The 24,751-nt window shown below is 49.0% G+C and carries 27 protein-coding genes; 15 read left to right on the top strand and 12 right to left on the bottom strand.

Features of this window, described 5'->3' with window-relative positions; translation table 11 throughout:
• The first annotated feature begins 83 nt into the window (after window positions 1-83).
• Together dtpA and gstA are read left to right on the top strand one after the other, a co-directional pair.
• The gene (gene dtpA / locus LVQ76_RS04070; protein WP_232863562.1) at window positions 84-1,592 is read left to right on the top strand and encodes a dipeptide/tripeptide permease DtpA; all 1,509 of its coding nucleotides are present in this window, start codon (window positions 84-86) and stop codon (window positions 1,590-1,592) included.
• 111 nt (window positions 1,593-1,703) lie between these two features.
• Complete coding sequence (gene gstA, locus LVQ76_RS04065) at window positions 1,704-2,306, top strand: glutathione transferase GstA (protein WP_232863561.1); 603 nt, start codon at window positions 1,704-1,706, stop codon at window positions 2,304-2,306.
• 44 nt (window positions 2,307-2,350) lie between these two features.
• Here gstA and pdxY read toward each other — a convergent pair whose 3' ends face one another.
• The 5 genes from pdxY to anmK all read right to left on the bottom strand — a co-directional run bounded on the left by pdxY (window position 2,351) and on the right by anmK (window position 7,174).
• Window positions 2,351-3,211, bottom strand: a complete 861-nt coding sequence (gene pdxY / locus LVQ76_RS04060; RefSeq protein ID WP_151995868.1) for a pyridoxal kinase PdxY — start codon at window positions 3,209-3,211, stop codon at window positions 2,351-2,353.
• A gap of 99 nt (window positions 3,212-3,310) precedes the next feature.
• On the bottom strand, window positions 3,311-4,585 hold the full coding sequence (gene tyrS / locus LVQ76_RS04055; RefSeq protein WP_232863560.1) for a tyrosine--tRNA ligase: 1,275 nt from the start codon (window positions 4,583-4,585) through the stop codon (window positions 3,311-3,313).
• Window positions 4,586-4,727: 142 nt separating this feature from the next.
• Complete coding sequence (gene pdxH, locus LVQ76_RS04050; RefSeq protein ID WP_232863559.1) at window positions 4,728-5,384, bottom strand: pyridoxamine 5'-phosphate oxidase; 657 nt, start codon at window positions 5,382-5,384, stop codon at window positions 4,728-4,730.
• Window positions 5,385-5,566: 182 nt separating this feature from the next.
• Window positions 5,567-5,890 carry a C-type lysozyme inhibitor gene (gene mliC, locus LVQ76_RS04045; protein ID WP_232863558.1) on the bottom strand — a complete coding sequence of 108 codons (324 nt, stop codon included), beginning with the start codon at window positions 5,888-5,890 and terminating at the stop codon, window positions 5,567-5,569.
• A 162-nt stretch (window positions 5,891-6,052) separates the two neighbouring features.
• Window positions 6,053-7,174 (bottom strand): anhydro-N-acetylmuramic acid kinase, encoded by a 1,122-nt coding sequence (anmK, locus tag LVQ76_RS04040; protein ID WP_232921057.1) that lies wholly within the window; start codon window positions 7,172-7,174, stop codon window positions 6,053-6,055.
• 282 nt (window positions 7,175-7,456) lie between these two features.
• On the opposite strand from anmK, the gene slyB reads away from it, so the two are divergent.
• Window positions 7,457-7,924 carry an outer membrane lipoprotein SlyB gene (gene slyB, locus LVQ76_RS04035; RefSeq protein ID WP_064511755.1) on the top strand — a complete coding sequence of 156 codons (468 nt, stop codon included), beginning with the start codon at window positions 7,457-7,459 and terminating at the stop codon, window positions 7,922-7,924.
• Window positions 7,925-8,028: 104 nt separating this feature from the next.
• On the opposite strand, the gene slyA is transcribed toward slyB, so the two are convergent.
• Window positions 8,029-8,469: a transcriptional regulator SlyA gene (gene slyA, locus LVQ76_RS04030; protein ID WP_232863556.1), complete on the bottom strand. Its 441-nt coding sequence runs from the start codon at window positions 8,467-8,469 to the stop codon at window positions 8,029-8,031.
• 174 nt (window positions 8,470-8,643) lie between these two features.
• Between slyA and LVQ76_RS04025 the strand changes: the two genes are divergently transcribed.
• From LVQ76_RS04025 to LVQ76_RS04015, 3 genes are read left to right on the top strand one after another with little or no spacing between them, the layout of a single operon-like run.
• Window positions 8,644-8,880: a DUF1656 domain-containing protein gene (locus LVQ76_RS04025; RefSeq protein ID WP_232921056.1), complete on the top strand. Its 237-nt coding sequence runs from the start codon at window positions 8,644-8,646 to the stop codon at window positions 8,878-8,880.
• A 3-nt stretch (window positions 8,881-8,883) separates the two neighbouring features.
• A complete protein-coding gene (locus LVQ76_RS04020) occupies window positions 8,884-9,741 on the top strand; it encodes an efflux RND transporter periplasmic adaptor subunit (RefSeq protein WP_232863555.1) in 858 nt (285 codons plus the stop codon).
• 8 nt (window positions 9,742-9,749) lie between these two features.
• The gene (locus tag LVQ76_RS04015; protein WP_232921055.1) at window positions 9,750-11,771 is read left to right on the top strand and encodes an FUSC family protein; all 2,022 of its coding nucleotides are present in this window, start codon (window positions 9,750-9,752) and stop codon (window positions 11,769-11,771) included.
• Between the two features lie 2 nt (window positions 11,772-11,773).
• Here the strand turns inward: LVQ76_RS04015 and sodC are convergent, their stop codons facing one another.
• The 3 genes from sodC to LVQ76_RS04000 form a co-directional block, all read right to left on the bottom strand.
• Window positions 11,774-12,295 carry a superoxide dismutase [Cu-Zn] SodC gene (gene sodC, locus LVQ76_RS04010; RefSeq protein ID WP_232921054.1) on the bottom strand — a complete coding sequence of 174 codons (522 nt, stop codon included), beginning with the start codon at window positions 12,293-12,295 and terminating at the stop codon, window positions 11,774-11,776.
• Window positions 12,296-12,376: 81 nt separating this feature from the next.
• Window positions 12,377-13,273, bottom strand: a complete 897-nt coding sequence (locus tag LVQ76_RS04005; RefSeq protein WP_232863553.1) for an aldo/keto reductase — start codon at window positions 13,271-13,273, stop codon at window positions 12,377-12,379.
• 57 nt (window positions 13,274-13,330) lie between these two features.
• On the bottom strand, window positions 13,331-13,570 hold the full coding sequence (locus LVQ76_RS04000; protein ID WP_232863552.1) for a DUF1289 domain-containing protein: 240 nt from the start codon (window positions 13,568-13,570) through the stop codon (window positions 13,331-13,333).
• A 185-nt stretch (window positions 13,571-13,755) separates the two neighbouring features.
• Between LVQ76_RS04000 and eptA the strand changes: the two genes are divergently transcribed.
• From eptA to rnt, 5 genes are all read left to right on the top strand, one after another.
• Window positions 13,756-15,381, top strand: coding sequence for a phosphoethanolamine transferase EptA (gene eptA, locus LVQ76_RS03995; protein ID WP_232921169.1), 1,626 nt, complete (start codon window positions 13,756-13,758; stop codon window positions 15,379-15,381).
• A 72-nt stretch (window positions 15,382-15,453) separates the two neighbouring features.
• A complete protein-coding gene (locus LVQ76_RS03990) occupies window positions 15,454-16,053 on the top strand; it encodes a TetR/AcrR family transcriptional regulator (protein WP_232921053.1) in 600 nt (199 codons plus the stop codon).
• Window positions 16,054-16,107: 54 nt separating this feature from the next.
• Window positions 16,108-17,205 carry an alkene reductase gene (locus tag LVQ76_RS03985; RefSeq protein WP_232921052.1) on the top strand — a complete coding sequence of 366 codons (1,098 nt, stop codon included), beginning with the start codon at window positions 16,108-16,110 and terminating at the stop codon, window positions 17,203-17,205.
• A 90-nt stretch (window positions 17,206-17,295) separates the two neighbouring features.
• The gene (gene gloA, locus LVQ76_RS03980) at window positions 17,296-17,703 is read left to right on the top strand and encodes a lactoylglutathione lyase (RefSeq protein WP_064511763.1); all 408 of its coding nucleotides are present in this window, start codon (window positions 17,296-17,298) and stop codon (window positions 17,701-17,703) included.
• 93 nt (window positions 17,704-17,796) lie between these two features.
• Window positions 17,797-18,450: a ribonuclease T gene (gene rnt / locus LVQ76_RS03975; RefSeq protein WP_151995854.1), complete on the top strand. Its 654-nt coding sequence runs from the start codon at window positions 17,797-17,799 to the stop codon at window positions 18,448-18,450.
• 66 nt (window positions 18,451-18,516) lie between these two features.
• Here rnt and LVQ76_RS03970 read toward each other — a convergent pair whose 3' ends face one another.
• Window positions 18,517-18,861 carry a Grx4 family monothiol glutaredoxin gene (locus tag LVQ76_RS03970; RefSeq protein ID WP_232863549.1) on the bottom strand — a complete coding sequence of 115 codons (345 nt, stop codon included), beginning with the start codon at window positions 18,859-18,861 and terminating at the stop codon, window positions 18,517-18,519.
• Window positions 18,862-19,223: 362 nt separating this feature from the next.
• Between LVQ76_RS03970 and LVQ76_RS03965 the strand changes: the two genes are divergently transcribed.
• The gene (locus tag LVQ76_RS03965) at window positions 19,224-20,072 is read left to right on the top strand and encodes a C40 family peptidase (RefSeq protein ID WP_232863548.1); all 849 of its coding nucleotides are present in this window, start codon (window positions 19,224-19,226) and stop codon (window positions 20,070-20,072) included.
• A gap of 192 nt (window positions 20,073-20,264) precedes the next feature.
• The gene (sodB, locus tag LVQ76_RS03960) at window positions 20,265-20,846 is read left to right on the top strand and encodes a superoxide dismutase [Fe] (RefSeq protein ID WP_034455367.1); all 582 of its coding nucleotides are present in this window, start codon (window positions 20,265-20,267) and stop codon (window positions 20,844-20,846) included.
• A gap of 52 nt (window positions 20,847-20,898) precedes the next feature.
• Here the strand turns inward: sodB and cydH are convergent, their stop codons facing one another.
• Window positions 20,899-20,988, bottom strand: coding sequence for a cytochrome bd-I oxidase subunit CydH (gene cydH / locus LVQ76_RS03955; protein ID WP_034455366.1), 90 nt, complete (start codon window positions 20,986-20,988; stop codon window positions 20,899-20,901).
• Window positions 20,989-21,283: 295 nt separating this feature from the next.
• Between cydH and purR the strand changes: the two genes are divergently transcribed.
• Window positions 21,284-22,309, top strand: a complete 1,026-nt coding sequence (gene purR / locus LVQ76_RS03950) for an HTH-type transcriptional repressor PurR (RefSeq protein ID WP_154148953.1) — start codon at window positions 21,284-21,286, stop codon at window positions 22,307-22,309.
• 20 nt (window positions 22,310-22,329) lie between these two features.
• On the opposite strand, the gene punR is transcribed toward purR, so the two are convergent.
• A complete protein-coding gene (punR, locus tag LVQ76_RS03945; RefSeq protein WP_064511769.1) occupies window positions 22,330-23,241 on the bottom strand; it encodes a DNA-binding transcriptional activator PunR in 912 nt (303 codons plus the stop codon).
• A gap of 115 nt (window positions 23,242-23,356) precedes the next feature.
• Between punR and punC the strand changes: the two genes are divergently transcribed.
• On the top strand, window positions 23,357-24,550 hold the full coding sequence (punC, locus tag LVQ76_RS03940; protein ID WP_232921051.1) for a purine nucleoside transporter PunC: 1,194 nt from the start codon (window positions 23,357-23,359) through the stop codon (window positions 24,548-24,550).
• The last annotated feature ends 201 nt before the right edge of the window (window positions 24,551-24,751 follow it).

Raw genomic sequence — 24,751 nt, 5'->3', positions numbered from 1 at the left:
TTCTTATAACTAAAAAAGCGAATGCCGCTGGCATGACGCTTAGAAAACTCCTGTTAAATTGGGATGTAAAAAAAGAGGTATATGTGTCGACTGCAAACAAGAAACCAGCAGAAAGCATTAGTCTGAATGCTTTCAAACAACCTAAATCGTTCTATCTGATTTTCTCTATCGAATTGTGGGAGCGTTTTGGCTACTACGGTCTGCAAGGTATTATGGCCGTTTACCTGGTCAAAATGCTGGGTATGTCCGAAGCTGACTCCATCACCCTGTTCTCTTCCTTTAGCGCACTGGTCTACGGAATGGTCGCTATCGGTGGTTGGTTAGGCGATAAAGTCCTCGGCACCAAGCGCGTCATTGTGCTCGGTACTATCGTACTGGCTATCGGTTACGCGCTGGTAGCTTACTCCGGTCACGATGTGGCTGTGGTGTACATGGGTATGGCGACTATCGCTGTGGGTAACGGTCTGTTTAAGGCTAACCCGTCCTCCCTGCTTTCTACTTGCTATGAAAAAGATGATCCGCGTTTGGACGGTGCATTTACTATGTACTACATGTCCATCAACATCGGTTCATTCTTCTCTATGCTTGCCACTCCATGGCTTGCAGCAAAGTATGGCTGGAGCGTTGCGTTCTCCCTGAGCTTCGTGGGTATGCTGATCACTCTCGTGAACTTCATGTTCTGTAAGAAGTGGGTCAAAAACCACGGTTCTAAACCTGACTTCCAGCCGGTGCATTTCGGCAAACTGGCGACCACTATTGTTGGTGTGCTGGTGCTGGTGACTGCGGCAACCTGGCTGCTGCACAACCAGGGCATCGCACGTATGGTTCTGGGCGTAGTCGCTCTGGGCATCGTGATTATCTTTGCTAAAGAAGCTTTCGCAATGCAGGGTGCTGCTCGTCGTAAGATGATTGTTGCATTCATTCTGATGGTTGAAGCGATTGTGTTCTTCGTGCTGTATAGCCAGATGCCAACCTCTCTGAACTTCTTTGCGATTCGTAACGTTGAACACTCCATTCTGGGTGTGATGTTCGAACCTGAGCAGTTCCAGGCACTGAACCCATTCTGGATCATGATTGGTAGCCCGATTCTGGCTGCTATCTACAACAAAATGGGCGACCGCATGCCGATGCCGCACAAATTTGCGTTCGGTATGATCCTGTGTTCTCTGGCCTTCCTGGTGCTGCCACTGGGTGCGAAGTTCGCATCTGATGCAGGTATCGTGTCTGTAAGCTGGTTGATTCTGAGCTATGCGCTGCAGAGTATCGGTGAGCTGATGATTTCTGGTCTGGGTCTGGCGATGGTTGCACAACTGGTTCCACAGCGCCTGATGGGCTTCATCATGGGTAGCTGGTTCCTGACTACCGCGGGTGCTGCAATCATTGCTGGTAAAGTTGCGAACCTGATGGCTGTTCCAGAAAACGTAACCGACCCACTGCAATCACTGGCTGTATATGGTCACGTGTTCATGCAGATTGGTATTGCTACCGCTGTTATCGCGGTTCTGATGATGCTCACTGCGCCTAAGCTGAACCGTATGGCACAGCAGGTTGACGAAAAAGCTGAGACCTCTAAGGAAACAGCTACCGCGTAATGTAGCGGGGAACATGTTATTTTCAGCCGTTAGCTTTTATCGCTAACGGCTTTTTTTTTGCCCATATGCGCACTAACATAGGGTATCTTAGCGCCCCATAGGAGTTCAGTAATGAAACTGTATTATAAAGCTGGTGCCTGTTCCCTCTCCCCACACATTATCCTGCGCGAAACCGGTGTTGATTTCTCCCTGGTGAAAGTCGATTTAGCGGCGAAGAAAACCGAAGACGGCGGTGATTATCTTGAGGTCAATTCCAAAGGCCAGGTTCCAGCACTGCTGATGGATGACGGATCGCTGCTCACCGAAGGCGTAGCGATTGTGCAGTATCTGGCAGATAAAGTGCCTGACCGCCAGTTACTAGCCCCTTCAGGTAGCATGACGCGCTACCACACGCTGGAATGGTTGAACTACATCGCGACAGAACTGCATAAAGGTTTCTCCCCGTTGTTCAACCCTGCAACGCCAGATGATTTTAAAACCCTCACTCGCGCAGCACTTGAGAAGAAATTCAAGTACGTCAATGAAGAGCTGAATGACAAACAGTGGCTGATGGGTCTGCGTTTTAGCGTGGCGGATGCGTATCTGTTCACCGTGCTGCGCTGGGCGCAGGCGCTGAAACTCAATCTGGAAGGGCTAAGCAATATTGATGCGTTTATGGAGCGAATGAAAGCGCGTCCGGCAGTTGCGGCGGCTTTAACAGCTGAAGGGATTTAACGCGTCCGTAATTGAAAACGCCCTCTGTTGAGGGCGTTTGTGTGTTAAAGCTTCACAGCTGTGAAATAATGCTCTGGTTTCGCAATGCCTTCTTGGGCCGCAACCAGTTGCAGTTCGTACTCTTCCATTTTCTTCGTCACGACCATAATGTCGTAAACCGCAGCAGTAACATGCTCCAGAGCCTCACGAAGCGTTGCACCTTGCAGCAATTTCACCAACAGCAGACCACTGGTCACATCGCCAACGCCGACGGGCTGACGATCGCCAAAATCCACCAGCGGACGGTGAATATGCCAGGCTTCGTCTGCAGTCACTAACAACATCTCAAAGCGATCCTGCTGATATGCCGCACGTGCAAGGTGTTTCACCAGCACGATTTCCGGGCCTTTCGCGATGAGTTCTCTCGCAGTCGAAACCGCTTCGTCAACGGAGTTAACCGCATGACCGCTCAGGATCTCAAGCTCGATCAGGTTTGGAGCAATAATATCACTGGCTGGTAATGCGTAGCGCGTATGGAATTCGGCAACACCTGGGGCGACGATGCAGCCTTTTTCAGGATGGCCCATTACCGGATCGCAGAAATACTTCGCCTGCGGATTGGCCTCTTTCGTTTTACGAACAATAGAAAGAATATGTTCGCCCTGCTCAGCAGAGCCAAGGTAACCACTCAACACCGCATCGCAACGTTTAAGCTGCCCGATGTCCGCAATTCCTTGCACAATGTCGCTTAGGTGGCTGGCAGGCATCACGCTGCCCGTCCATTTTCCGTATTGGGTATGGTTGGAGAACTGGACAGTGTTCAGTGACCATACATTAGCGCCCAGACGGCGCATCGGGAATTCGGCGGCACTATTGCCTGCGTGACCGAAAACCACATGGGACTGGATGGCAAGGATGTTTTTCATTTTTCTACTCGGATGGAACGATATTGGTTCTGGTTGTGTGTAAACAAATCGGACAAAAATAAAGGGCGTGGTTTCCCACGCCCTTCTGGTCTTTCTTAATTACTTCCAGCAAACGAGGCAGTAATTTTTCTTACCCCGGCGCAGCAAGGTGTAGCGATTGAACAGAATATCGCTATCAGCAAAGGTATATTCTGGGTCAGACTGCTTCTCACCGTTGATGGTAATAGCATTTTGCGCGATGGTTTTACGCGCCTGGCCACGAGATGGTTGCAGTTCGGAGTCAACCAGAGCTTGTTGTAAATCTGCACCACGATCCATTTCAACCATCGGTACACCATCTTGAGCCAGTTGCTCAAGGTCAGCTTCGGTCAAATCACTCAGGTTGCCGTTAAACAGGCTGCTGGTAATACGCTTGGCCGCTTCAAGACCCTCTTCACCGTGAACCAGACGAGTGACCTGTTCAGCCAGCACATATTGCGCACGAGGAGCGGTACCGCTGTTTTTATCTTCTTGTTCCAGCGCATCGATCTCTTCGAGGCTCATGAAGGTGAAGAATTTCAAGAAGCGATACACATCAGAGTCAGCGGTGTTGATCCAGAACTGGTAGAACTTGTACGGGCTGGTTTTCTTCGGATCAAGCCATACTGCGCCGCCTTCGGTTTTACCGAATTTGGTGCCATCTGATTTAGTAATCAACGGCACAGTCAGACCAAACGCTTGTTGCTGATGCAGACGGCGAGTTAAGTCGATACCAGAGGTGATGTTACCCCACTGGTCGGAACCGCCAATTTGCAGCACCACACCGTGCAGCTTGTTCAGGCAGGCGAAGTCATAACCTTGCAGCAGGTTGTAGGAAAACTCGGTGAAAGAAATGCCCACGTCATCACGGTTCAGACGCTGCTTCACCGCTTCTTTGTTGATCATCTGGTTAACAGAGAAGTGCTTACCGATATCACGCAGGAAGGTCAGCACGCTCATGCCGCCAAACCAGTCGTAGTTATTCGCAGCAACCGCTGAGTTTTCGCCACAGTTGAAATCGAGGAACGGTGCAACCTGGCGGCGGATTTTTTCCACCCACTCTTGCACGGTATCTTCAGTGTTGAGCTTACGCTCAACCGCTTTAAAACTTGGGTCGCCAATCAGACCTGTCGCACCACCTACCAGCGCAACCGGTTTGTGGCCCGCTTCCTGGAAGCGTTTCAGGCACAGCAGTGGAACCAGATGGCCCAAGTGCAAGCTGTCAGCGGTAGGATCGAAGCCGCAATACAGCGCAATTGGCCCTTGCGCCAGTCGCTGTGCTAACGCTTCTTCATCCGTTACCTGGGCGACTAAGCCCCGCTCTTGCAATTGTTTTATCAAATTGATGCCTGCCATCAAATTCTCCATCTATATACGACTGCACCTATACCGGTACACGGCTTTTCGCCTGGTGGCGAAAGAAGTTAATTTCTTAGGGGACATAGAATAAAGCGCAGACAGCAGGAGTGCCAGCGCTTAACACAACAAATTCCCGATGTTATGGGGCCAGGCGGTCTATTTTCCAGGCACTACCATCGCGCTGGTATAAAAAACGATCGTGCAGACGATGTTCACCGCCCTGCCAGAATTCCATTTGCTCGATTGTTACGCGATAACCGCCCCAAAAACTCGGTAATGGAATTTCGCCCTGCTGGAATTTCTGTTTCAGTTCGAGGAATTTGCTTTCCAGAATACCGCGCGCGGAAATACGGCTGGATTGCTTTGAAACCCAGGCGCCAATCTGGCTATCACGCGGGCGACTGTGGAAATATTTCATCACTTCAAGAGTCGATAAACGCTCCGCTGTGCCTTGTACCATCACCTGGCGATCCAGCATATGCCACGGGAAATGCAGGCTGATGCGCGGATTAGTTTCCAGATGATGTGCTTTGCGGGAGCCGAGATTGGTGTAAAAAACCAAACCACGGTCATCGAAATGTTTGAGCAACACAATGCGCTGATACGGCTGGCCGGTTTCATCAACGGTTGCCACGACCATTGCGGTAGGGTCGGCAAGTTTTGCATCACATGCCTGAGCTAACCATCGCTCAAACAATGGCAGAGGTTGTTCGGTAAGATCATTGCGGCGCAAACCACCTTTGGTGTATTCGCGGCGCAAGTGCGCAATTTGTTGCAAAGAGTCGTTATCAGACATGGCTTTACGTCAGGCAATTGTCAGGTGGAGCTATTGTGCGCTCCACCCTCAAAAATCTCTACTCAAAATAATTCAGGTTGCAGGCAGGCGGCAAACGAACGAGGCCCCAGGAGCTTACTTGAGTAAGTGACTGGGGTGAGTAAGCGCAGCGAACGTCCCTGCAACCTGAAGTATGAAGAGTATCAATGTTTCGGGTTTTGTAACTGGCAATTATCCATCACAACCGTGTCTTTGCGGTACACCGTTGCGGTATCACCTTTAGACCAGAATACGTAAACACCATCGGTATAGCGCGCACCTGATGCAGACAACCCTTGTGTCAGCGACAAATATTCGTTGTCATAGACAAAGTTCACCATCTGCTTTTGGTTATTTAATTTAACGGTAAGCGGTTTTTCATCACACTGATATTGCAGAGTGTCCGTCTGCATCTTCTCAACAAAGGTGTTGTAGTAGCTACATCCTGAAAGCATGAAGGGAATGGCGGCAATAAGTAGTTTTTTCATCTGCATGTCCTGAAGTTCTTTTTTTTATAGCGGGGGATAATAACGTCCCCCATTCCCTTCAGTTTAGAGATTTAGTGCGGTAGTGAATTTCAGTTAACTCTGATTATGTTCATCATAATTCAAGTTACCTTTTTATTGGCGACGTTCACCCGCTCGAACAATTTAGGCTAAGTACAGCGGGTTGGCAGGGAAAATTGCACCAATCACGCTTGCTGCAGACGCCCCGGTTACCGAAGGCAAGTTTCCAGGCAGACCTGACATAGTGCGATAAGCAAGCCAGGCAAACGCCAGCGCCTCCATATCGTCACCGCTAATTCCTGCTTCATCAGTCGTCGTGACTTCGATACCCGGCAGCAACCCACTCAAACGAGCCATCAACAATGGATTACGGCTTCCACCACCGCATACCATCAGCCTCTCACAACCGCCGCTCAGCAATACTTGCTCTGAAATAGTGACGGCAGTCAGCTCTGTGAGCGTTGCCTGGACATCTTCTCCGGCAAGCCCCGGGAATGCGGCTAACTGGCGCTCAAGCCAGCCATAATTGAAATACTCACGGCCAGTGCTCTTTGGCGCAGGCATGGCAAAATATGGATCGCTAAGCATCTGCTGCAATAATGGGAGAATGACTTTGCCGCTGCTCGCCCATTGAGCGTCTTTATCATACGCTTTGCCACGCTGGCGCCAGATCCACGCATCAATAAGCATGTTTCCTGGGCCGGTATCAAACCCTCGTACTGGCTGTTCAGGGATCAGGAGAGAGAGATTGGCGATCCCGCCAATATTTAGCACCATGCGATGCTCCGAAGGATGCGCCAGTAAAGCATGATGGAATGCAGGCACCAGTGGAGCGCCCTGCCCACCCAAAGCCATATCCCGACGGCGGAAATCTCCAACCACAGTGACGCCTGTTCGCGCAACGATTTGATTGTTATCCCCAATTTGCATGGTATGCGCAGCTTCACCTTGTGGCTCGTGCCAGACGGTTTGCCCATGGCAGCCAATCGCGGTGATATCGGTGTAGGTAAGCCCCTGGTTGTTCATCAATGTCTGAACAGCTTCAGCGAATAATTTACCAAGGCGATTATCAAGTTGGCCGAGCTGAGAAAGGGTTAATGGCTGCCCCTGGCAAATGGCCAGAATGGCTTTTTTTATCTCTAAAGGAATGGGATGGCTGTAACTTGCCTGTTGTGCAACAAGATGTTCATCAATCGCGGCCAGAACGACATCAATCCCGTCCAGGCTGGTGCCTGACATCACACCGATATAACGCCCTGATTTCATCTGTTACTCCTTTCGACTTACCAAATTGGGGATAAACTCAACCATAAACTAGCATTCTATGCGATGGTTACTTAATAATTTTTAACAAAAATACTCTATAAATAGGTATTAATGCCGCAGTCACTTTAATTTATGAATGGTTGATGCTCGGTTAAGTGAGGCTTTTCTAATATGAATGCTATTAATAGTCTGAACTTATTTTAAATTCAGCACCTAAATACCATATAATTTAGCCATGAAGGATGCTCAGTTGAGCGTTTCAAGTGTTCAGGAGAGTCACAAATGATTTCACGTATACTGGTAGTCTCGTTAGTTGGGTTAACTCTGGCTGGTTGCGCTAATACCAGCTCACTTTCAGGCGACGTATATAGCGCTTCTGATGCTAAACAAGTACAAAGCGTCACTTATGGTACTTTGGTATCTGCTCGCCCGGTTCAGATTCAGGCCGGTAACGATTCAAATGTGATGGGCGCAATTGGTGGCGCTGTGCTGGGTGGTTTCCTGGGTAATACTGTTGGTGGCGGTACAGGTCGTTCACTGGCGACCGCTGCGGGCGCAGTGGCAGGTGGAGTAGCGGGTCAGAGTGTTCAGGGTGCGATGAACAAAACTCAGGGTGTGGAACTGGAAATCCGTAAGGACGATGGCAACACCATTCTGGTCGTTCAGAAACAAGGTGATACCAAATTTACTGTGGGCCAACGTGTAAGACTTGCCAGCAACGGCAGCCAGGTAACCGTTTCGCCAAATTAATTATGAAGGGTGACTTGTTTACAGGTCACCCCTCTTCGCTTCTTTGCCAGCCAAATAATCAAAACAGAAAACCTCACCGAATGATGAGGCTTACAATAAACAACTTATTCTTTCGTCTGCAAATCAACGATATTTTTTTCCAGCCGATTTATCAAATTAAGCAACAGCGCCTGCTCTTCAGCATTGATACCTAACAAAATTTCCTCGCGCGTTTTCTTGATAACCGTCTCCATCTCGTTGATGATAGGCTCAGCACGCTCAGTGAGCTTGATGCGTTTTGCCCTACGGTCATTCGCGCAGGTTTGACGAGAAATCAGCCCTTTCTCTTCGAGTTGATCAAGCGTTCTGACCAGTGACGGTTGCTCTATGCCGATCGCTTTGGCCAACTGAATCTGCGACTGCTCGGGCGGCAACTGATGAATATTATGCAGCGTTACCCAATGTGTCTGTGTCAATTCCAGAGGTTTCAGGCGATGGTCAATCAGAGCACGCCAAATGCGCACCAACCGTGCCAGATCTGATCCTAATGGCGATTCCAATTTCATCTCCTTATAATTAGCTTGCTAACTTATTATACTGATTTTAAACTATTGTGCAGGCTTTACTTGAAAAAACAAAATCCTTATTTTTGCTGATGTTATGCAACCAGCTATACTTTTAGTTTACATCTAAGTCTGGGGAAACGGCAGTCTTCCCGGTATTTTAAAGGATTATCTGACGTGAGCTTCAATTTTTTAACATCAGGCCTACCTCTTCAGGACCTGGTGTTTGGCGCTTCTATCTATTTCCCTCCTCTTTTTAAAGCGGTTATCGTCGGCTTTTTTATCTGGCTAATTTTGCATCATCTGCTGCGTGACTGGATGTACTCCGGCGAGATCTGGCATCCAACGTTAATGGATTTGTCATTATTCTCGCTGTCAGTTAGTGCAGGCCTTATAATTCTGGTGGTGTGGTAAAGCATGAATATGAAAACAATAAAGTACTTTTCCACGCTAGTGATTTTCGCGGCAGCCCTCATTGTTGGCTGGCTGTTATGGAATTATTACATGCAATCCCCCTGGACGCGAGACGGGAAAGTCCGTGCGGAGCAAGTCAGCATCACGCCGCAGGTGTCCGGAACGATAACTCAGCTGAATATCGAAGATAACCAGTTCGTCAAAGCGGGAACCATTCTCTTCACCATTGACTCTACGCCCTACCACATCGCGCAGCTCAATGCCCAAGCGCAATTAGCTCAGTCTCAGTCAGAATTATCAAAAGCCAGCAATGAAGCGAATCGCCGCAAAAATCTGCCGCGTAACTACATTTCCGCAGAAGATATGGACACGGCAAATATTAATGTCAAAGCCGCGCAAGCTGCGGTAAAAGCCGCTGAAGCTACTGTTGAACAGGCGAAATGGCAGATCTCTCAAACAACAGTTACCGCACCTGTTGATGGCTGGGTAACCAATCTGTCAACACGTACTGGTAATTATGCGACCGCAGGACAGCCCGTATTTGCGCTGGTCGACAGTCATTCTTTCTATGTTGTAGGTTATTTTGAAGAAACCAAACTGCGCCATATTCAACCCGGTGATCTAGCAGAAATTGTTCTCTATAGCGGGCATGTACCGTTATCAGGCAAAGTGCAAAGTATTGGCCGTGCCATTTATGACCAAAGTGTTGAAAGCGATAGCGATCTGGTGGCGGATATCAAACCCAATGTGCCGTGGGTGCGCCTTGCTCAGCGTGTGCCGGTACGCATTCAGCTAAACCAAATCCCGCAAGGTATTACGCTGGTTTCCGGTACCACCTGCACCGTTTCAATTAAACACTGAATCCAGCGATGAAACTCTCGTCACTGGCATGGAAAAATACGCCCTGGGGAAAAGCAAACGCCGGGCAATGGCGCTATGCCCTGCGTAATGCCATTGCGATGTGCCTCGCATTAACCATCGCTTACTACCTGGATTTAGATGAACCTTATTGGGCGATGACCTCCGCGGCGGTCGTCAGTTTCCCCACTGTCGGTGGCGTGGTCAGTAAAAGTCTCGGACGAGTCGCCGGTAGCCTGATTGGCGCAATGGCCTCTTTGATTATTGCGGGAAACACACTCAACGACCCCTGGTTGTTTACCTTTGCGATGGCATCCTGGCTCGCACTGTGCACATGGAGCTCCAGCCATTTCCAGAACAACGTAGCCTATGCTTTTATGCTGGCGGGCTACACCGCTGCGATCATCGCTTTCCCGATGGTCAATACCGTCGAAACAACCCAGCTTTGGGACATCACTCAGGCGCGTGTTTGTGAGGTAATTGTCGGAATTTTGTGTGGTGGATTTATGATGATGGTACTGCCCAGTACCTCAGATGGCACCACCCTTCTTAGTGCGTTGCGAAATATGCATGCCCGGTTGTTAGAGCACGCATCAATGTTATGGAAACCAGAAACCACAGATGCCATTCGAACTGCGCACGAAGGTGTTATTGGGCAGATTCTAACCATGAATCTATTGAGAATTCAGGCGTTCTGGAGCCATTACCGCTTCCGCCGCCAGAATAATTTGCTCAATTATCTAATCCATCAACAATTACGTCTGACCAGCGTAATCTCAAGCCTTCGACGCATGCTAATGAACTGGCCAAATCCCCCGGAAAACCTGTGGCCGGTTCTTGAAGCATTGATTAATGAACTGGCGCGGGAAGGCACCCATAAATATACCGTTGCCCGGCTGTTGCAACAGATTGCCCCAGGCCCCGAAGCTGATTACCGTCATCAGGCATTCTGGCTGCGTTTACGGTATTTCTGTTGGTTGTATCTGAACAGTAGCCGCTGGTTGCGTGAACTGGAAAATGCCACCCCGGTTTCAGAACTCACTCCGCCCAAAACGCCGCCGCTGGCACGTCATACCGATAATACCGAAGCATTGTGGAGCGCGTTACGTACCTTTTGCGTGATAACCGTAACCGGAGCATGGTGCATTAACACTCAATGGGACGCCGGGAGTGGCGCGTTGTCGTTGGCCGCGATAAGTTGCGTGCTCTATTCGTCGGTCGCCTCACCGCTTAACTCACTTACGCTACTGATGCGCACCTTGCTATGGCTGTCATTATTCAGCTTCCTGGTCAAATTTGGCCTGATGGTACAGATTACCGATCTCTGGCAATTCCTGGTTTTCCTGCTGCCGTTGCTGGCGACAATGCAACTGCTGAAACTGCAACAACCTAAGTTTGCCGGGCTGTGGGGGCAATTAATTGTTTTTATGGGGTCATTTATCGCCGTCACTAATCCACCGGTTTATGACTTAGCTGACTTCCTCAATGACAATCTGGCAAAAGTCATTGGTGTAGGTCTTTCCTGGGTTGCGTTTTCTGTGCTTCGCCCGGGCTCAGATACACGCAAAGGCCGCCGTCATATTCGTGCCTTGCGGCGCGGTTTTGTCGATCAGTTAAGCCGTAAGCCGCAACACTCTGAGAACCAGTTCGAATCGCTGGTTTATCACCACATCAGCCAATTGAGTAACAGTAAAGATGACGTGGCGCGCCGCTGGTTGCTGCGCTGGGGAGTGGTTTTACTCAATTGTTCTCATGTGGTGTGGCAATTACGAGTATGGGAAACACGCTCCGACCCGCTCTCGCAAGTGCGCGATGTGTGTATTCATACCTTGAGGGATGTCATGAGTGAGCGCGGAGTACAACAACGCTCGTTAGCAGCCACGTTACAGGAATTGCAGCGAATGTCTGAGACGCTCGCACATCATCACAATCCGGCAGCACGAGAGCTTGCGGGAATTATCTGGCGGCTCTACTGCTCACTTTCACAGCTGGAACAGGCGCCACCTGCCGGAACTCTGGCAGGTAGCCACTGATTTTATTGAATGACGCCGCAAGCGTAACGTGCTCCACCACCACCAAGTGGTTTAGGTTGATCGGACATATTATCGCCGTCAACATGCACCATAAGCGCTTTGCCTTTTATTTCATCAAGTGTTTTCAGGCGAGGTGCGGTGACCGGTTCGGTAGCGCTTCCATCATTATCGACCACAAGTACAGGCAAATCACCCAGGTGCCCAACACCCATCGGCCCCATGTGTTTCCCAGTGTGATCAGGATCCAGGTGGCCACCAGCAGCCTCTGCAGCTGAAGGTTTTCCAGCTTTCATTGCAGGTTCACAGCTGCCATTGGTGTGAACATGAAAACCATGTTCGCCTGGAGGAAGGGTTCTAAGATCGGGTGCAAAGACCAGCCCTTTGTCGGTTTCGGTGATTTTCACGGTACCAAGAGAATGTCCAATCCCTTTAGGCGTGACGAGATTCATTTGAACTTCGGTGCTCGCAGCCTGAACAGCCGCACAGCTAAACAACGTTAAAAAAGCCAGACTTATTCGCTTCATATTAACTCCCGGATTCACGTTCAACCTGTTAAGCATAGGTCAGACAAGTTGAATCCTCCGGGAGATAACTGTTTTTGTGGGTTATGGCACGTCGTAACCCAACGCAGCTTTACGGATACGGAACCACTGCTGGCGGCTCATATCGAGGCTTAAGGAGTGAATCGCTGAACGCACGCGTTCAATTTTACCGGAACCGATGATTGGCAACGGTTTAGACGGCAATCTCATCACCCATGCGTAAACTACCTGTTCAATAGTTTCCGCACCGATTTCATTTGCGACGGCTTGCAGCTCATCACGCAGCGGCTGGAACGCCTCGTCGTTAAACAGGCTACCACCACCCAGACATGACCATGCCATCGGGTGAATGCGCAACTGTTGGCATTGGTCCAGCGTACCGTCGAGAATAGCAGGCTGATGTACTGGGGAGATTTCTACCTGATTGGTCGCAAGCGTGAAAGGCAAACGTGATTGCAACAAAGCAAACTGCGCAGGTGTAAAGTTAGACACGCCAAAGTGACGCACTTTTCCACTCTGATGCAGCGAAGTGAAGGCTTCTGCAACTTCATCAGCATCCATCAAAGGATCAGGTCGGTGGATCAACAGAAGATCGAGATAATCGGTTGCCAGATTCTCAAGCGATTTTTCAGTCTGGCTGATGATGTGTGATTTATCGGTAATGTAGTGACCCAGTGCGTGTCCCGGGTTTGCCGTGGTGGCAATACCACACTTGGTGACAATTTCCATTTTCTGACGCAAATGTGGCGCCAGGCGCATCGCTTCGCCAAATGCCGCTTCGCACTGATAACCGCCATAAATATCGGCGTGATCGGCAGTAGTAATTCCTAAATCGACATGCTCTTCAATAAAGCTGGCTAGCTGAGGCGCGGACATGTTCCACTCCATCAAACGCCAATACCCCATGACCAGGCGTGAAAATTCTGGGCCCTGCGGGGAAATCGTAATGCGCTGTACCATAAAGCCTGTCCTCAGTAGTAAACGAATTCTGCGACTGAGTATAACGGCATCAAGGAATTAAAAAAGTGAGGGTTGTTGCGGTTCTTCAGGGGAATCAGGCTTGTTTGCGCGTAATTTGCGCATCAATCTCTGGCGGCATAACCGAAGCACGTCTTGTTTTTGCCCATCGCTTAATTGCTGCCACTGAAATCGTTCATCACGGCTGCGCATACAGCCACGGCAAAAACCGCGTTCATCTGACTGGCAGATCCCACGACACGGGCTTTGAATCGGGAAGAATTCTAACTGTTCAGACACCCTCACACCTCTTTCGTAGCATTGCTTCAATTGAAGTCCGACAAATAAAATGTTGCAAGCGGTGCGGTAAATATTCTTAGTGCTTGTCCCGCAAACAAAGATATGAATGAATTTTTTGAAACTAAGGTTCACCTAATCTTTATTTATTAGTCTATGCGCATTCTTTATGATCTTTTATGGCTGTTATGGAATCCCTGAAAAAGTTACAGTGTAACGATTCTAAGTTTAATATTTGCTGTGCACTCTTCTTCACTTTAATCAATTTCTTGTTCATAAAACGCACCTGGGAAATCATTGCTCCAGTTTCCTTCCATAGCTGGCTCTTCGCAATTTCTGTACCAGTGGTGTTATTCAGCGCCTGGTTGACTATTTTCAGCATGATTAACCTGCCGTGGTTGCGTAAGCCTGTGCTGGTGATACTGATAATTGGCTGTGCTGCCAGTAACTATTTTATGTACACCTACGGCGCCGTCATCGACAAAAACATGATGACGAACGTTTTTGAAACCGACTCCCAGGAAGCTGTAGCACTGGTTACACCACAGTTGCTTATTTGGCTCAGCCTTGCGGGCATCGTGCCTGCGCTCATCCTTGCATCAATCAAAATCAAACCTTCACGTTGGTGGTATACCCTCCTGACTCGATTGGTAGGCGTCTTAGCTGGCCTGCTGATCATTATTCTTGTCGCATCCGTATTTTATAAAGACTACGCCTCACTGTTCCGTAACAACAAAGGCGTGGTGAAAATGGTGACACCTGCCAACTACATTAGCGCGATAAGCCGCTACAGCTTGACTCGCTGGTTTGCCGGCGATCAAACGCTGGTAAAAATTGGTGAAGATGCGAAAAAAGGCACCTTGATTAGCCAACAGAAAAAGAAAACCGTTGTTGTCTTTGTTGTGGGGGAAGCCTCGCGCGCTGAAAACTATTCACTGAATGGTTACACTCGTGATACCAATCCGGAACTGAAAAAACGCGACGTTATTTATTTCCCTAATGCATCATCTTGCGGTACCGAAACGGCTGTTTCCGTTCCATGCATGTTCTCTAATATGCCACGCAAAAATTACGATGCATCGTTGGCTCGTCACCAGGAAGGGTTGCTTGATGTCATGGCACATGCAGGAATCAATCTGCTATGGCGTGATAATGATGGCGGTTGTAAAGGGGCTTGTGACCGTATCCCGCATACCGATATGACCCAATGGAATTTAGACGCGTTGTGCAAAGACAAATCCTGCTGGGATGACGCGATTTTGCATCGTTTTGGTAACGTGTTGGATGGTTTGCAGCAAGATTCCGTCATTGTATTGCACCTGATGGGTAGCCATGGCCCGGCCTACTATCGCCGCTACCCGGATAAATTCCGCAAGTTCACACCAACGTGTGACAGTAACCAGATTCAGGACTGCGATCGCCAGTCGCTCATCAATACCTATGACAACACCATTTTGTATACCGACGATATTGTTAGCCGCACCATCGATGAATTGAACGCACATGGCGACAAATTCAATACCGCACTGGTCTATCTTTCCGACCACGGTGAATCACTGGGTGAAAACGGTATTTATTTGCATGGCACGCCATATATGCTGGCCCCTTCACAGCAAACGCACATTCCGTTCCTGTTCTGGCTATCGAAAGATTACCAACAAAATTTTGCCGTCAATGCTGATTGCCTGGCAAAGAAAGCTGCTGAACAAGTTTCTCAGGATAATATTTTCTCAACGCTGCTGGGAATGATGGATATTAAAACCTCAGAATATCAATCTGATATGGATATTATTGCCACATGCCGTAAAGCCTGACCCTTCAGGCGGCAGGAAAATTCTGCCGCCTGAGCCTTGCCTTAGACCGACTGGTCTATTACAGTATTCCCCATGAACAGACATCCTGAACATGACACTCGTGAACACCTCCTTGCTACCGGCGAGCAGCTTTGTCTGCAACGTGGGTTTACTGGCATGGGATTGAGCGAGCTGTTAAGCACAGCTGAAGTACCGAAAGGCTCGTTTTATCATTACTTTCGGTCAAAAGAAGCATTTGGCGTGGCGATGCTTGAGCGTTACTACACTGCTTACAACCTGCGTTTACAGCAGCACTTTTCCCACAATAGCGGTAATTATCGAGAAAAATTGCTGGCCTGGTACCAGGAAACGGTGACATGGTTTTGCCAGCACGGCAGCTTGATCAGTTGTTTAACGGTAAAGCTTTCGGCTGAAGTGTGTGATCTTTCAGAAGATATGCGCGCGGCCCTGAACAAAGGTGCCGCACAAATTGTCTCCCAGATTGCAGATGCACTGGAAAAAGGTGATGCCGAATCAAGCTTGAAATTAACCGGCTCAGCGTTAAGCCAGGCCCAGGTAATTTATGCTTTGTGGCTAGGAGCAAGTCTTCAGGCGAAGATTTCACGTAGCGCGGTACCGCTAGAATGCGCCCTCGCCCACGTAACTCAATTATTAGCGGAGCCTTTCTCCTGACAGGCTTTTTATTTAATCAAATAGTAGACGACCGGTCTATTAGAGGCGTTTTATATGTCAGCAGATAAATTATTTACTCCACTGAAAGTCGGCGCGATTACCACGCCTAACCGTATCTTTATGGCGCCATTAACCCGCCTGCGTAGCATTGTGCCTGGCGATATTCCAACGCCATTGATGGGTGAGTACTACCGTCAGCGTGCAAGTGCTGGGTTAATTATCAGCGAAGCAACGCAAATTTCAGCGCAGGCTAAAGGCTATGAAGGCGCTCCAGGCTTGCATAGCGATGAGCAAATCGCAGCATGGAAGAAAATTACCGCAGGCGTCCACGCCGCAGACGGTCGTATTGCAGTACAGCTGTGGCATACCGGCCGTATCTCCCACACCAGTATTCAGCCAGACCAGCAAGCACCGGTTGCGCCATCTGCAATTTCTGCCGGAACGCGCACCTCATTACGTGATGAAAATGGCCATGCCATTCGCGTCGATACCTCAATGCCACGTGCTCTTGAGCTTAATGAAATCCCAGGTATTGTGAATGACTTCCACCAGGCTGTAGGTAATGCACGTGATGCTGGCTTTGATATGGTCGAATTACACTCTGCACACGGTTACTTACTGCATCAATTCCTGTCACCAACATCTAACCATCGTACCGATGAATACGGTGGCAGCCGCGAAAACCGCGCACGTCTGGTATTAGAAGTGGTTGATGCTGCACGCAAAGAGTGGAGTGCCGATCGCATCGGTATTCGCGTCTCACCAATCGGTTCTTTCCAGAATGTTGATAACGGCCCGAACGAAGAAGCTGATGCACTGTATCTGATTGAAGAATTGAACAAACGTGGCATCGCGTATCTGCACATGTCTGAACCAGACTGGGCTGGTGGTCAACCTTATACCGAAGAGTTCCGTCAGAAAGTACGTGACCGCTTTAACGGTGTGATCATCGGTGCTGGTGCTTACACGCCAGAAAAAGCCGAAACATTAATCGAGAAAGGCCTAATCGACGCAGTAGCCTTTGGCCGTGACTATATTGCTAACCCGGATCTGGTTGAACGCCTGCATCACAATGCAGAACTCAACGCCCAGCGCCCTGAAACTTTCTATGGTGGTGGTGCAGAAGGTTATACCGACTACCCGACTTTATAGACCCCTCTCATTGATAGCGGCGCTAGTTCGCCGCTATACTTACCTCACATTTAGAAATTAACCCTTTAATTCTAAGAGGATTTTGTAAATATGCGCTTACTTCACACCATGCTGCGTGTCGGCGATCTGCAACGCTCCATCGAATTTTACACTAACGTGCTGGGCATGACTCTGCTGCGTACCAGTGAAAACCCTGAATACAAATACTCTCTGGCATTCGTTGGCTACGGCCCGGAAACCGAAGAAGCGGTTATCGAACTGACCTATAACTGGGGCACCGATAGCTACGATTTAGGCAATGCTTATGGTCACATCGCTCTGAGCGTTGATGACGCGGCTGAAGCCTGCGAACGTATTCGTAAAAACGGTGGCAATGTCACCCGTGAAGCTGGCCCGGTAAAAGGCGGCTCCACCGTTATCGCTTTTGTTGAAGATCCAGACGGCTACAAAATTGAGCTGATCGAAAGCAAAGACGCAGGTAAAGGGTTGGGTAATTAATATCCTGTTACGGGTGCTCTCTGCGCCCGTTAGCTTCCCTTGTTAAAATTTGCCATAATGCGCGCTGCTTTTTCCCCGTATTAAGAGATCCTGATGTCTGACAACACGCAACTGCATAGCCTGTGCGACCGTTTTCGTGGTTTTTATCCGGTAGTCATTGACGTTGAAACCGCCGGGTTTAACGCTAAAACCGATGCTTTACTTGAAGTCGCAGCCATCACTTTAAAGATGGATCAAGACGGCTGGTTATCGATTGACGAAACCCTGCATTTCCATGTTGAACCTTTTGAAGGCGCAATTCTTCAACCTGAAGCGCTGGCCTTTAATGGTATCGACCCGCATAACCCTTTGCGTGGTGCAGTGAGTGAATATGACGCGCTGCACGCAATTTTTAAAATGGTGCGCAAAGGCATTAAAGACAGCGGTTGTAACCGCGCGATCATGGTCGCCCATAATGCGACATTCGATCACAGCTTTATGATGGCAGCGGCAGAACGTGCTTCATTAAAACGTAACCCGTTCCATCCATTTGTGACCTTTGACACTGCCGCACTAAGCGGGTTAGCACTGGGCCAGACGGTGCTCGCCAAAGCATGTATCGCCGCTGGCATGCCATTTGACAGCAGCCAGGCGCACTCGGCTCTATATGATACTGAGCAAACCGCCGAGCTTTTTTGCGAAATCGTTAACCGTTGGAAACGTTTAGGCGGCTGGCCTTTACCGCTGCCAGCGGACCCCGAATCCTGAGCATAAAAAAAGCGACTTTGATAAGTCGCTTTTTTATTTCTGGCAATTACTTAGTCCAGTTGCAAATTACTCTGCGTCTGGCTCTTCAGATTTGTGTTTGGCAGCAGATTCTTTAATCAGTGTCTGCAACTCGCCACGCTGATACATCTCAATAATGATGTCGCAGCCGCCAACCAGTTCACCATCAACCCACAACTGCGGGAAAGTAGGCCAGTTAGCGTATTTTGGCAGCTCAGCACGGATGTCTGGGTTCTGTAAAATATCAACATACGCGAAACGCTCACCACAAGCGGATAGCGCCTGCACAGCCTGGGCGGAGAAGCCACAGCTAGGCAGTTTCGGAGAACCTTTCATATAAAGAAGAATTGGGTTCTCAGTAATCTGTTGTTGGATTTTTTCAATAGTGCTCATTGCTTGCTTCCTCAAACCAAGTACTGGCATTAGTCTGCCATTGTAGCGATTGACGCCCTCTCCAGAAAACACCATTTTTTAAAGGGTTTTTCTGTCATACGCGATGGAGGGACAACATGTATTAAGAATAACACTTTTCCCGCCACTGAAAATCAGCAAATGACCCTATGCCTGATCAATAAATAGCCTTACAACCATTAGTTTGGTTAATTTTTTTGCGTCCGGTAACGAAACAGCAAGGCGAATAGTAAAAGGTTATTAACTTTATCGTGGTTAATAGATTAGAATCGGCGGGTTTCGCAAAATCATACACGGGCATGATGGTTTTTCTCATGCATTCATTTTCACCAGGGGATTGTCGAGTGGCGCGGATAACAAAAATTTCTATCACGCTCTGTGCTCTGCTATTTACCTTGCCGTATACACCATTGACGCAGGCGTCTGAGCACGCTCGTCCCGTGGCTGCGCAAAAAGCGCACGTTGTGAAAAGCACAACGAAGAGCACAGAAAAGAGCAGTAAGAGTAAAACCACCACCGCCAGCAAAAAAAGCACCACCTCAGTCAAAACAGCCAGCAAGAAAAAAGAAGCAACTGCCGCAAAAAGTAAAACCGCCAAAAATGCCAGCAGCGCTAAAACAAAGAATCTTGCAAAAAACTCCCGCAATAAAACTTCTAAGCTCGCAAAAGCTCAGCCTGTTACTTTCACCGAAAAATGCAGCAAGCCGCGTAAAGGCCATAAAGCGCATTGTGTAAAAGTTAAATCAGAGCAGCCAACGACGATTGCTGCGGCGCATAAAGTCCGTGTGCAAAAAGCACAAAAAACGGCAATGAATAAATTGATGGGCCAGATTGGTAAACCGTATCGTTGGGGTGGCACCTCGCCGGTTACCGGTTTCGATTGTAGTGGTCTGGTTTACTACGCATACAAAGATTTAGTGAAGTTCCGTATTCCTCGTACCGCTAATGAGATGTATCACCTGCGTGATGCCTCATCTGTAGATCGTGGGGAATTGGAAACTGGCGATTTGGTCTTCTTCCGCACCCAAGGTCGAGGCACCGCTGACCATGTTGGCGTGTACGTGGGCAACGGTAAATTTATTCAGTCACCGCGTACCGGGCAGGATATCCAGATCACCTCATTGAGCGAAGACTACTGGCAGCGCCACTATGTCGGTGCCAAACGCGTTATGACCCCTAAAACCATTCGTTAAACACTCTTATTAGAAAACCTACGCCTGCCCTTCCCTGGGCAGGTGAGTTCCCTCTTTTGCTTATCCTTTCAATTTGTTACCCTAAACCCGCACTAAAAGTGATGTTTAACAATAGATACCCAAATTAATTCGAGTTGCATCGCAGCCAACAAAGATGCGGCTCGAAGTATGAAGGGTAATAAGGAGTCAGCAATGTCGTTCGAACTACCTGCACTACCATATGCAAAAGATGCTTTAGCACCGCATATCTCCGCCGAAACTCTGGAATACCATTACGGTAAACACCATCAAACCTATGTCACTAACCTGAACAATCTGGTTAAGGGCACCGCATTTGAAGGTAAAACTCTCGAAGAGATCGTTCGTACTTCCGAAGGTGGCGTGTTTAACAACGCAGCTCAGGTTTGGAACCACACCTTCTATTGGAATTGCCTGGCACCAAATGCAGGCGGTGAACCAACTGGGGAGCTTCTGGAAGCCATTAATAAGTCGTTTGGGAGCTTTGCTGAGTTTAAACAGCAGTTCACTGATGCGGCTATTAAAAACTTTGGCGCTGGCTGGACCTGGCTTGTCAAACAAGAAGATGGCGCTCTGGCGATTGTCTCTACCTCAAACGCGGGTACCCCATTAACAACAGCGGCAACACCGTTATTGACTGTGGATGTGTGGGAACATGCGTACTACATCGACTACCGCAATGCTCGTGCTGGCTATCTTGAGCATTTCTGGGCGTTGGTGAACTGGGAGTTTGTTGCTAAGAATCTGGCAGCATAAAACCAAAAAGATATGGGCCGCGATTGCGGCCCATTTTAATCAGAGCGATGTATCAATGCAGTACGGCGGTTAACGCGCCACACACAATCAGTGCCAAAACAACAACCGTGGTCATGATTGAAAATTTCAGATCGGTACTCATTAGCAAACTCCTTTTATTACCCTACAATCGGTGTGTCGGATTGATTTTCCCACAATCAGACATAAAAATCCCCCTGGTTTTAACCTGATATCGCTTTTCCCTCTTTCACTTTTCTCCAGGATAGGCCAAAATCCCACGCTAATTTGTTGCGTACCATCTATTCAACGCCCTCCTCCCGTTTTATGTCGCAATCCCGGCATACCTGCAACCTTAACGTTGCCTCAGGAGTTAGCGTACGCAAACGTTTAACACATTGGTTATCAGGGGTTTACGATATGGCCCGGAGTGAAATTTAATGGCGACAATCAAGGACGTAGCGAAGCTCGCAAACGTTTCCACTACAACCGTATCACATGTGATTAACAAGACCCGTTTTGTGGCGGAAGAAACACGCAATGCGGTCTGGGCAGCAATTAAACAATTGCATTATTCGCCTAGCGCCGTCGCACGTAGCTTGAAAGTTAATCACACCAAAACGATTGGTTTGCTAGCCACTTCTAGCGAAGCACCCTATTTTGCCGAGATAATCGAAGCTGTCGAAAATAGCTGCTTTGAAAAAGGCTACACCCTGATTTTGGGTAATGCGCACAATAATTTCGAAAAACAGCGCGCCTATTTATCCATGATGGCGCAAAAACGCGTCGATGGGCTGTTGGTGATGTGTTCTGAATACCCGGAATCATTACTGACTATGCTTGAAGAGTATCGTCACATCCCAATGGTTGTGATGGACTGGGGCGAAGCCCGCGCGGATTTCACCGACTCCGTTGTCGATAATGCCTTCCACGGTGGCTATCTGGCTGGCCGTTATTTGATTGAGCGTGGTCACCGCGAAATTGGTGCAATTCCCGGTCAAATGGAACGTAATACCGGTGGCGGCCGCCATGCTGGTTTTATGAAAGCGCTGGAAGAAGCTGGTATCGCTATTCCTGAGAACTGGATTGTGCAGGGTGACTTTGAACCTGAGTCAGGCTACCGCGCCATGCAGCAGATAATTGGCCAGTCTCATCGCCCTACCGCGGTATTCTGCGGCGGTGACATTATGGCGATGGGCGCAATTTGTGCTGCTGATGAAATGGGTTTACGCGTGCCGCAAGATATTTCCATTATCGGCTACGACAACGTGCGTAACGCGCGTTACTTCTCACCGGCATTGACCACTATTCATCAGCCGAAGGATTCACTGGGTGAAACAGCATTCAATATGCTGCTGGATAGAATCGTCAATAAACGCGAAGAGTCGCAGTCGATTGAAGTACATCCACGCTTAATTGAACGCCGTTCAGTGGCAGATGGTCCATTCCGCGATTATCGTCGCTAAAAACAGTCAATGGAGCCTGCCTAAGCAGGCTCCTGCAACCACTCCTGATTCATCGTCTCACTATCCCCCAAATACTCCAACAGCCAGGCCAAAGCTGGCGAAGCATCATTTTGCCGCCATGTCAGGCAACATGCCGCGTCCGGGAATGGGTTATCGAGCGTCAGCTCACTCCACTGCCCCGAAGCTAACCACGGCTTTGCTATATGCAGTGGCACCATACCAATACATAAACCCGCGCTAAGACAATCAGAGCCAGATTCCCAGTCTGGAACCACAACTCGACGCTGATTATCCAAAAGCCAGGTAATGCGCTTCGGTAGCGAGCGGGAAGTATCTTCCAGTACTAACGACGGCCAGGCCCGTAGATCATCATCACTTAAGGTTCCGCCCTGCTGTGCCAGCGGGTGATTTGATGACACCACACAGCGCCAACTCAACGTCCCCATATCGCGGAACGCATAACGCCCCCCGACGGGAATAGCTTGTGTCGCACCAATCGCGACTTCAACTCGCCCATCAGCCAGCGCATCCCACACGCCGTTAAACACTTCCTGGAAGATACGCAGTTCGATATCCGGAAAATGACGATAAAAATCCAACACTAACTGACGTGTTCGTTCAGGTTTAACGATGTTATCGACTGCAATCGCCAGGTGCCCGCGCCATCCATTTGCGATCTGTTGACACTGCTGCCGTGTCGTCATCATTTTTTTGATAACAGAACGGCCTTCTTTCAGGAAAAAGACGCCAGCGGGGGTTAATTCAACATCACGATGGCGACGTTCGAATAACGGAACCGCTAACCAATCCTCCAGTTGCCGTACCGTATAACTGATAGCTGACGGCACGCGGTGCAACTCTTGTGCTGCACCACTGAAGCTGCCATTGCGCGCTACCGCATCTATCACTTCCAGCGAATATTCTGACCACATTTCTCTGCTCACAAATTTTTTGAACGCAACCTACAAATATTAGCGTTTCACAAGCCTATTTGCACTCCGTACACTCTCGCAGCGATCAACCTGCAAGATAAAACAAGAGAAAATTATGCAACCATCAAAAGGATTTCTTATCTGGCTGGCTGGATTAAGTGTTCTGGGCTTCCTTGCCACAGACATGTATCTGCCTGCTTTCGCAGCCATTCAGCAAGATTTACAGACCGATGCCTCCGCAGTCAGTGCGAGCCTGAGCCTGTTCCTTGCGGGCTTTGCGTTTGCCCAGTTAATGTGGGGGCCGCTGTCAGATCATTTCGGACGTAAACCAGTTTTGCTGGCCGGTCTAAGTCTGTTCGCCGTCGGTTGTATTGGAATGTTGTGGGTAGAAAGTGCCACTGCTCTGCTGGTGCTGCGCTTCGTTCAGGCCGTTGGTGTTTGTTCTGCCGCGGTAAGCTGGCAGGCACTGGTGACCGATTACTACCCGGCAAACCGCGCAAATCGCATTTTTGCAACGATTATGCCGCTGGTTGGTCTATCTCCGGCACTGGCTCCACTGTTGGGTAGCTGGATTTTGACCCACTTTGACTGGCAGGCGATTTTCGCCACACTGTTTGCCATCACGCTGGTGCTGATGATTCCAACTCTGCGCCTGAAACCACGTACCCAGCATCATCCGCAAACAGAAGACAATAAAGTCAGCTTTATGTCGTTACTGCGCTCTCGTGTGTATAGCGGCAACGTGTTGATTTACGCAGCCTGCTCTGCCAGCTTCTTTGCCTGGCTGACCGGCTCTCCGTTTATTCTGAACGATATGGGTTACAGCCCGGCGGCGATTGGCCTGAGCTATGTGCCGCAAACTATCGCCTTCCTGATTGGTGGTTACGGCTGCCGTAGCGCACTGCAAAAATGGCAAGGCAAGCAAATGCTGCCGTGGTTGCTGGCGTTATATACGTTGAGCATTTTCGGCACCTGGGCGGTTGCGGTAAGCGGCCACGCCACACTCACGTTATTGCTGATTCCGTTCTGTGTAATGGCGATTGCCAACGGTGCGATTTACCCAATCGTGGTTGCTTCCGCACTGTTGCCTTTCCCGCAAGCCACGGGTAAAGCAGCTGCGCTGCAAAACACGCTGCAATTGGGCCTGTGCTTCCTGGCAAGTTTGATGGTGTCGTGGTTGGTCGCTACACCACTGCTGACTACCACCAGTGTCATGCTGGTAACAATTGCTCTGGCCATGCTGGGTTATCTGCTTCAGCGCCGTAAAAATGCCGAAGTCTGGCAACCGGCTGAATCGGATGCACATTAAGATTAAAATTGCTCAGCCTCAACATGGTTAGCTTGCTAAGAATATGTGATTGAATCACCGCTTAAGCGAGCCTATACTCATAAACGGCTCAACAAATAACACCATAATAATCACATTAAAACGGGAGCCTCTTGGCTCCCGTTTTTGTTTTACATCTGTTTTTTTGGGGCGCCAAGCCCCCTTTCTCTGTTCTACGTCGGA

The organism is Buttiauxella cochleicola (assembly GCF_021283185.1).
Lineage (GTDB): Bacteria > Pseudomonadota > Gammaproteobacteria > Enterobacterales > Enterobacteriaceae > Buttiauxella > Buttiauxella massiliensis.
This window is presented reverse-complemented; position numbering and strand designations above follow the sequence as displayed.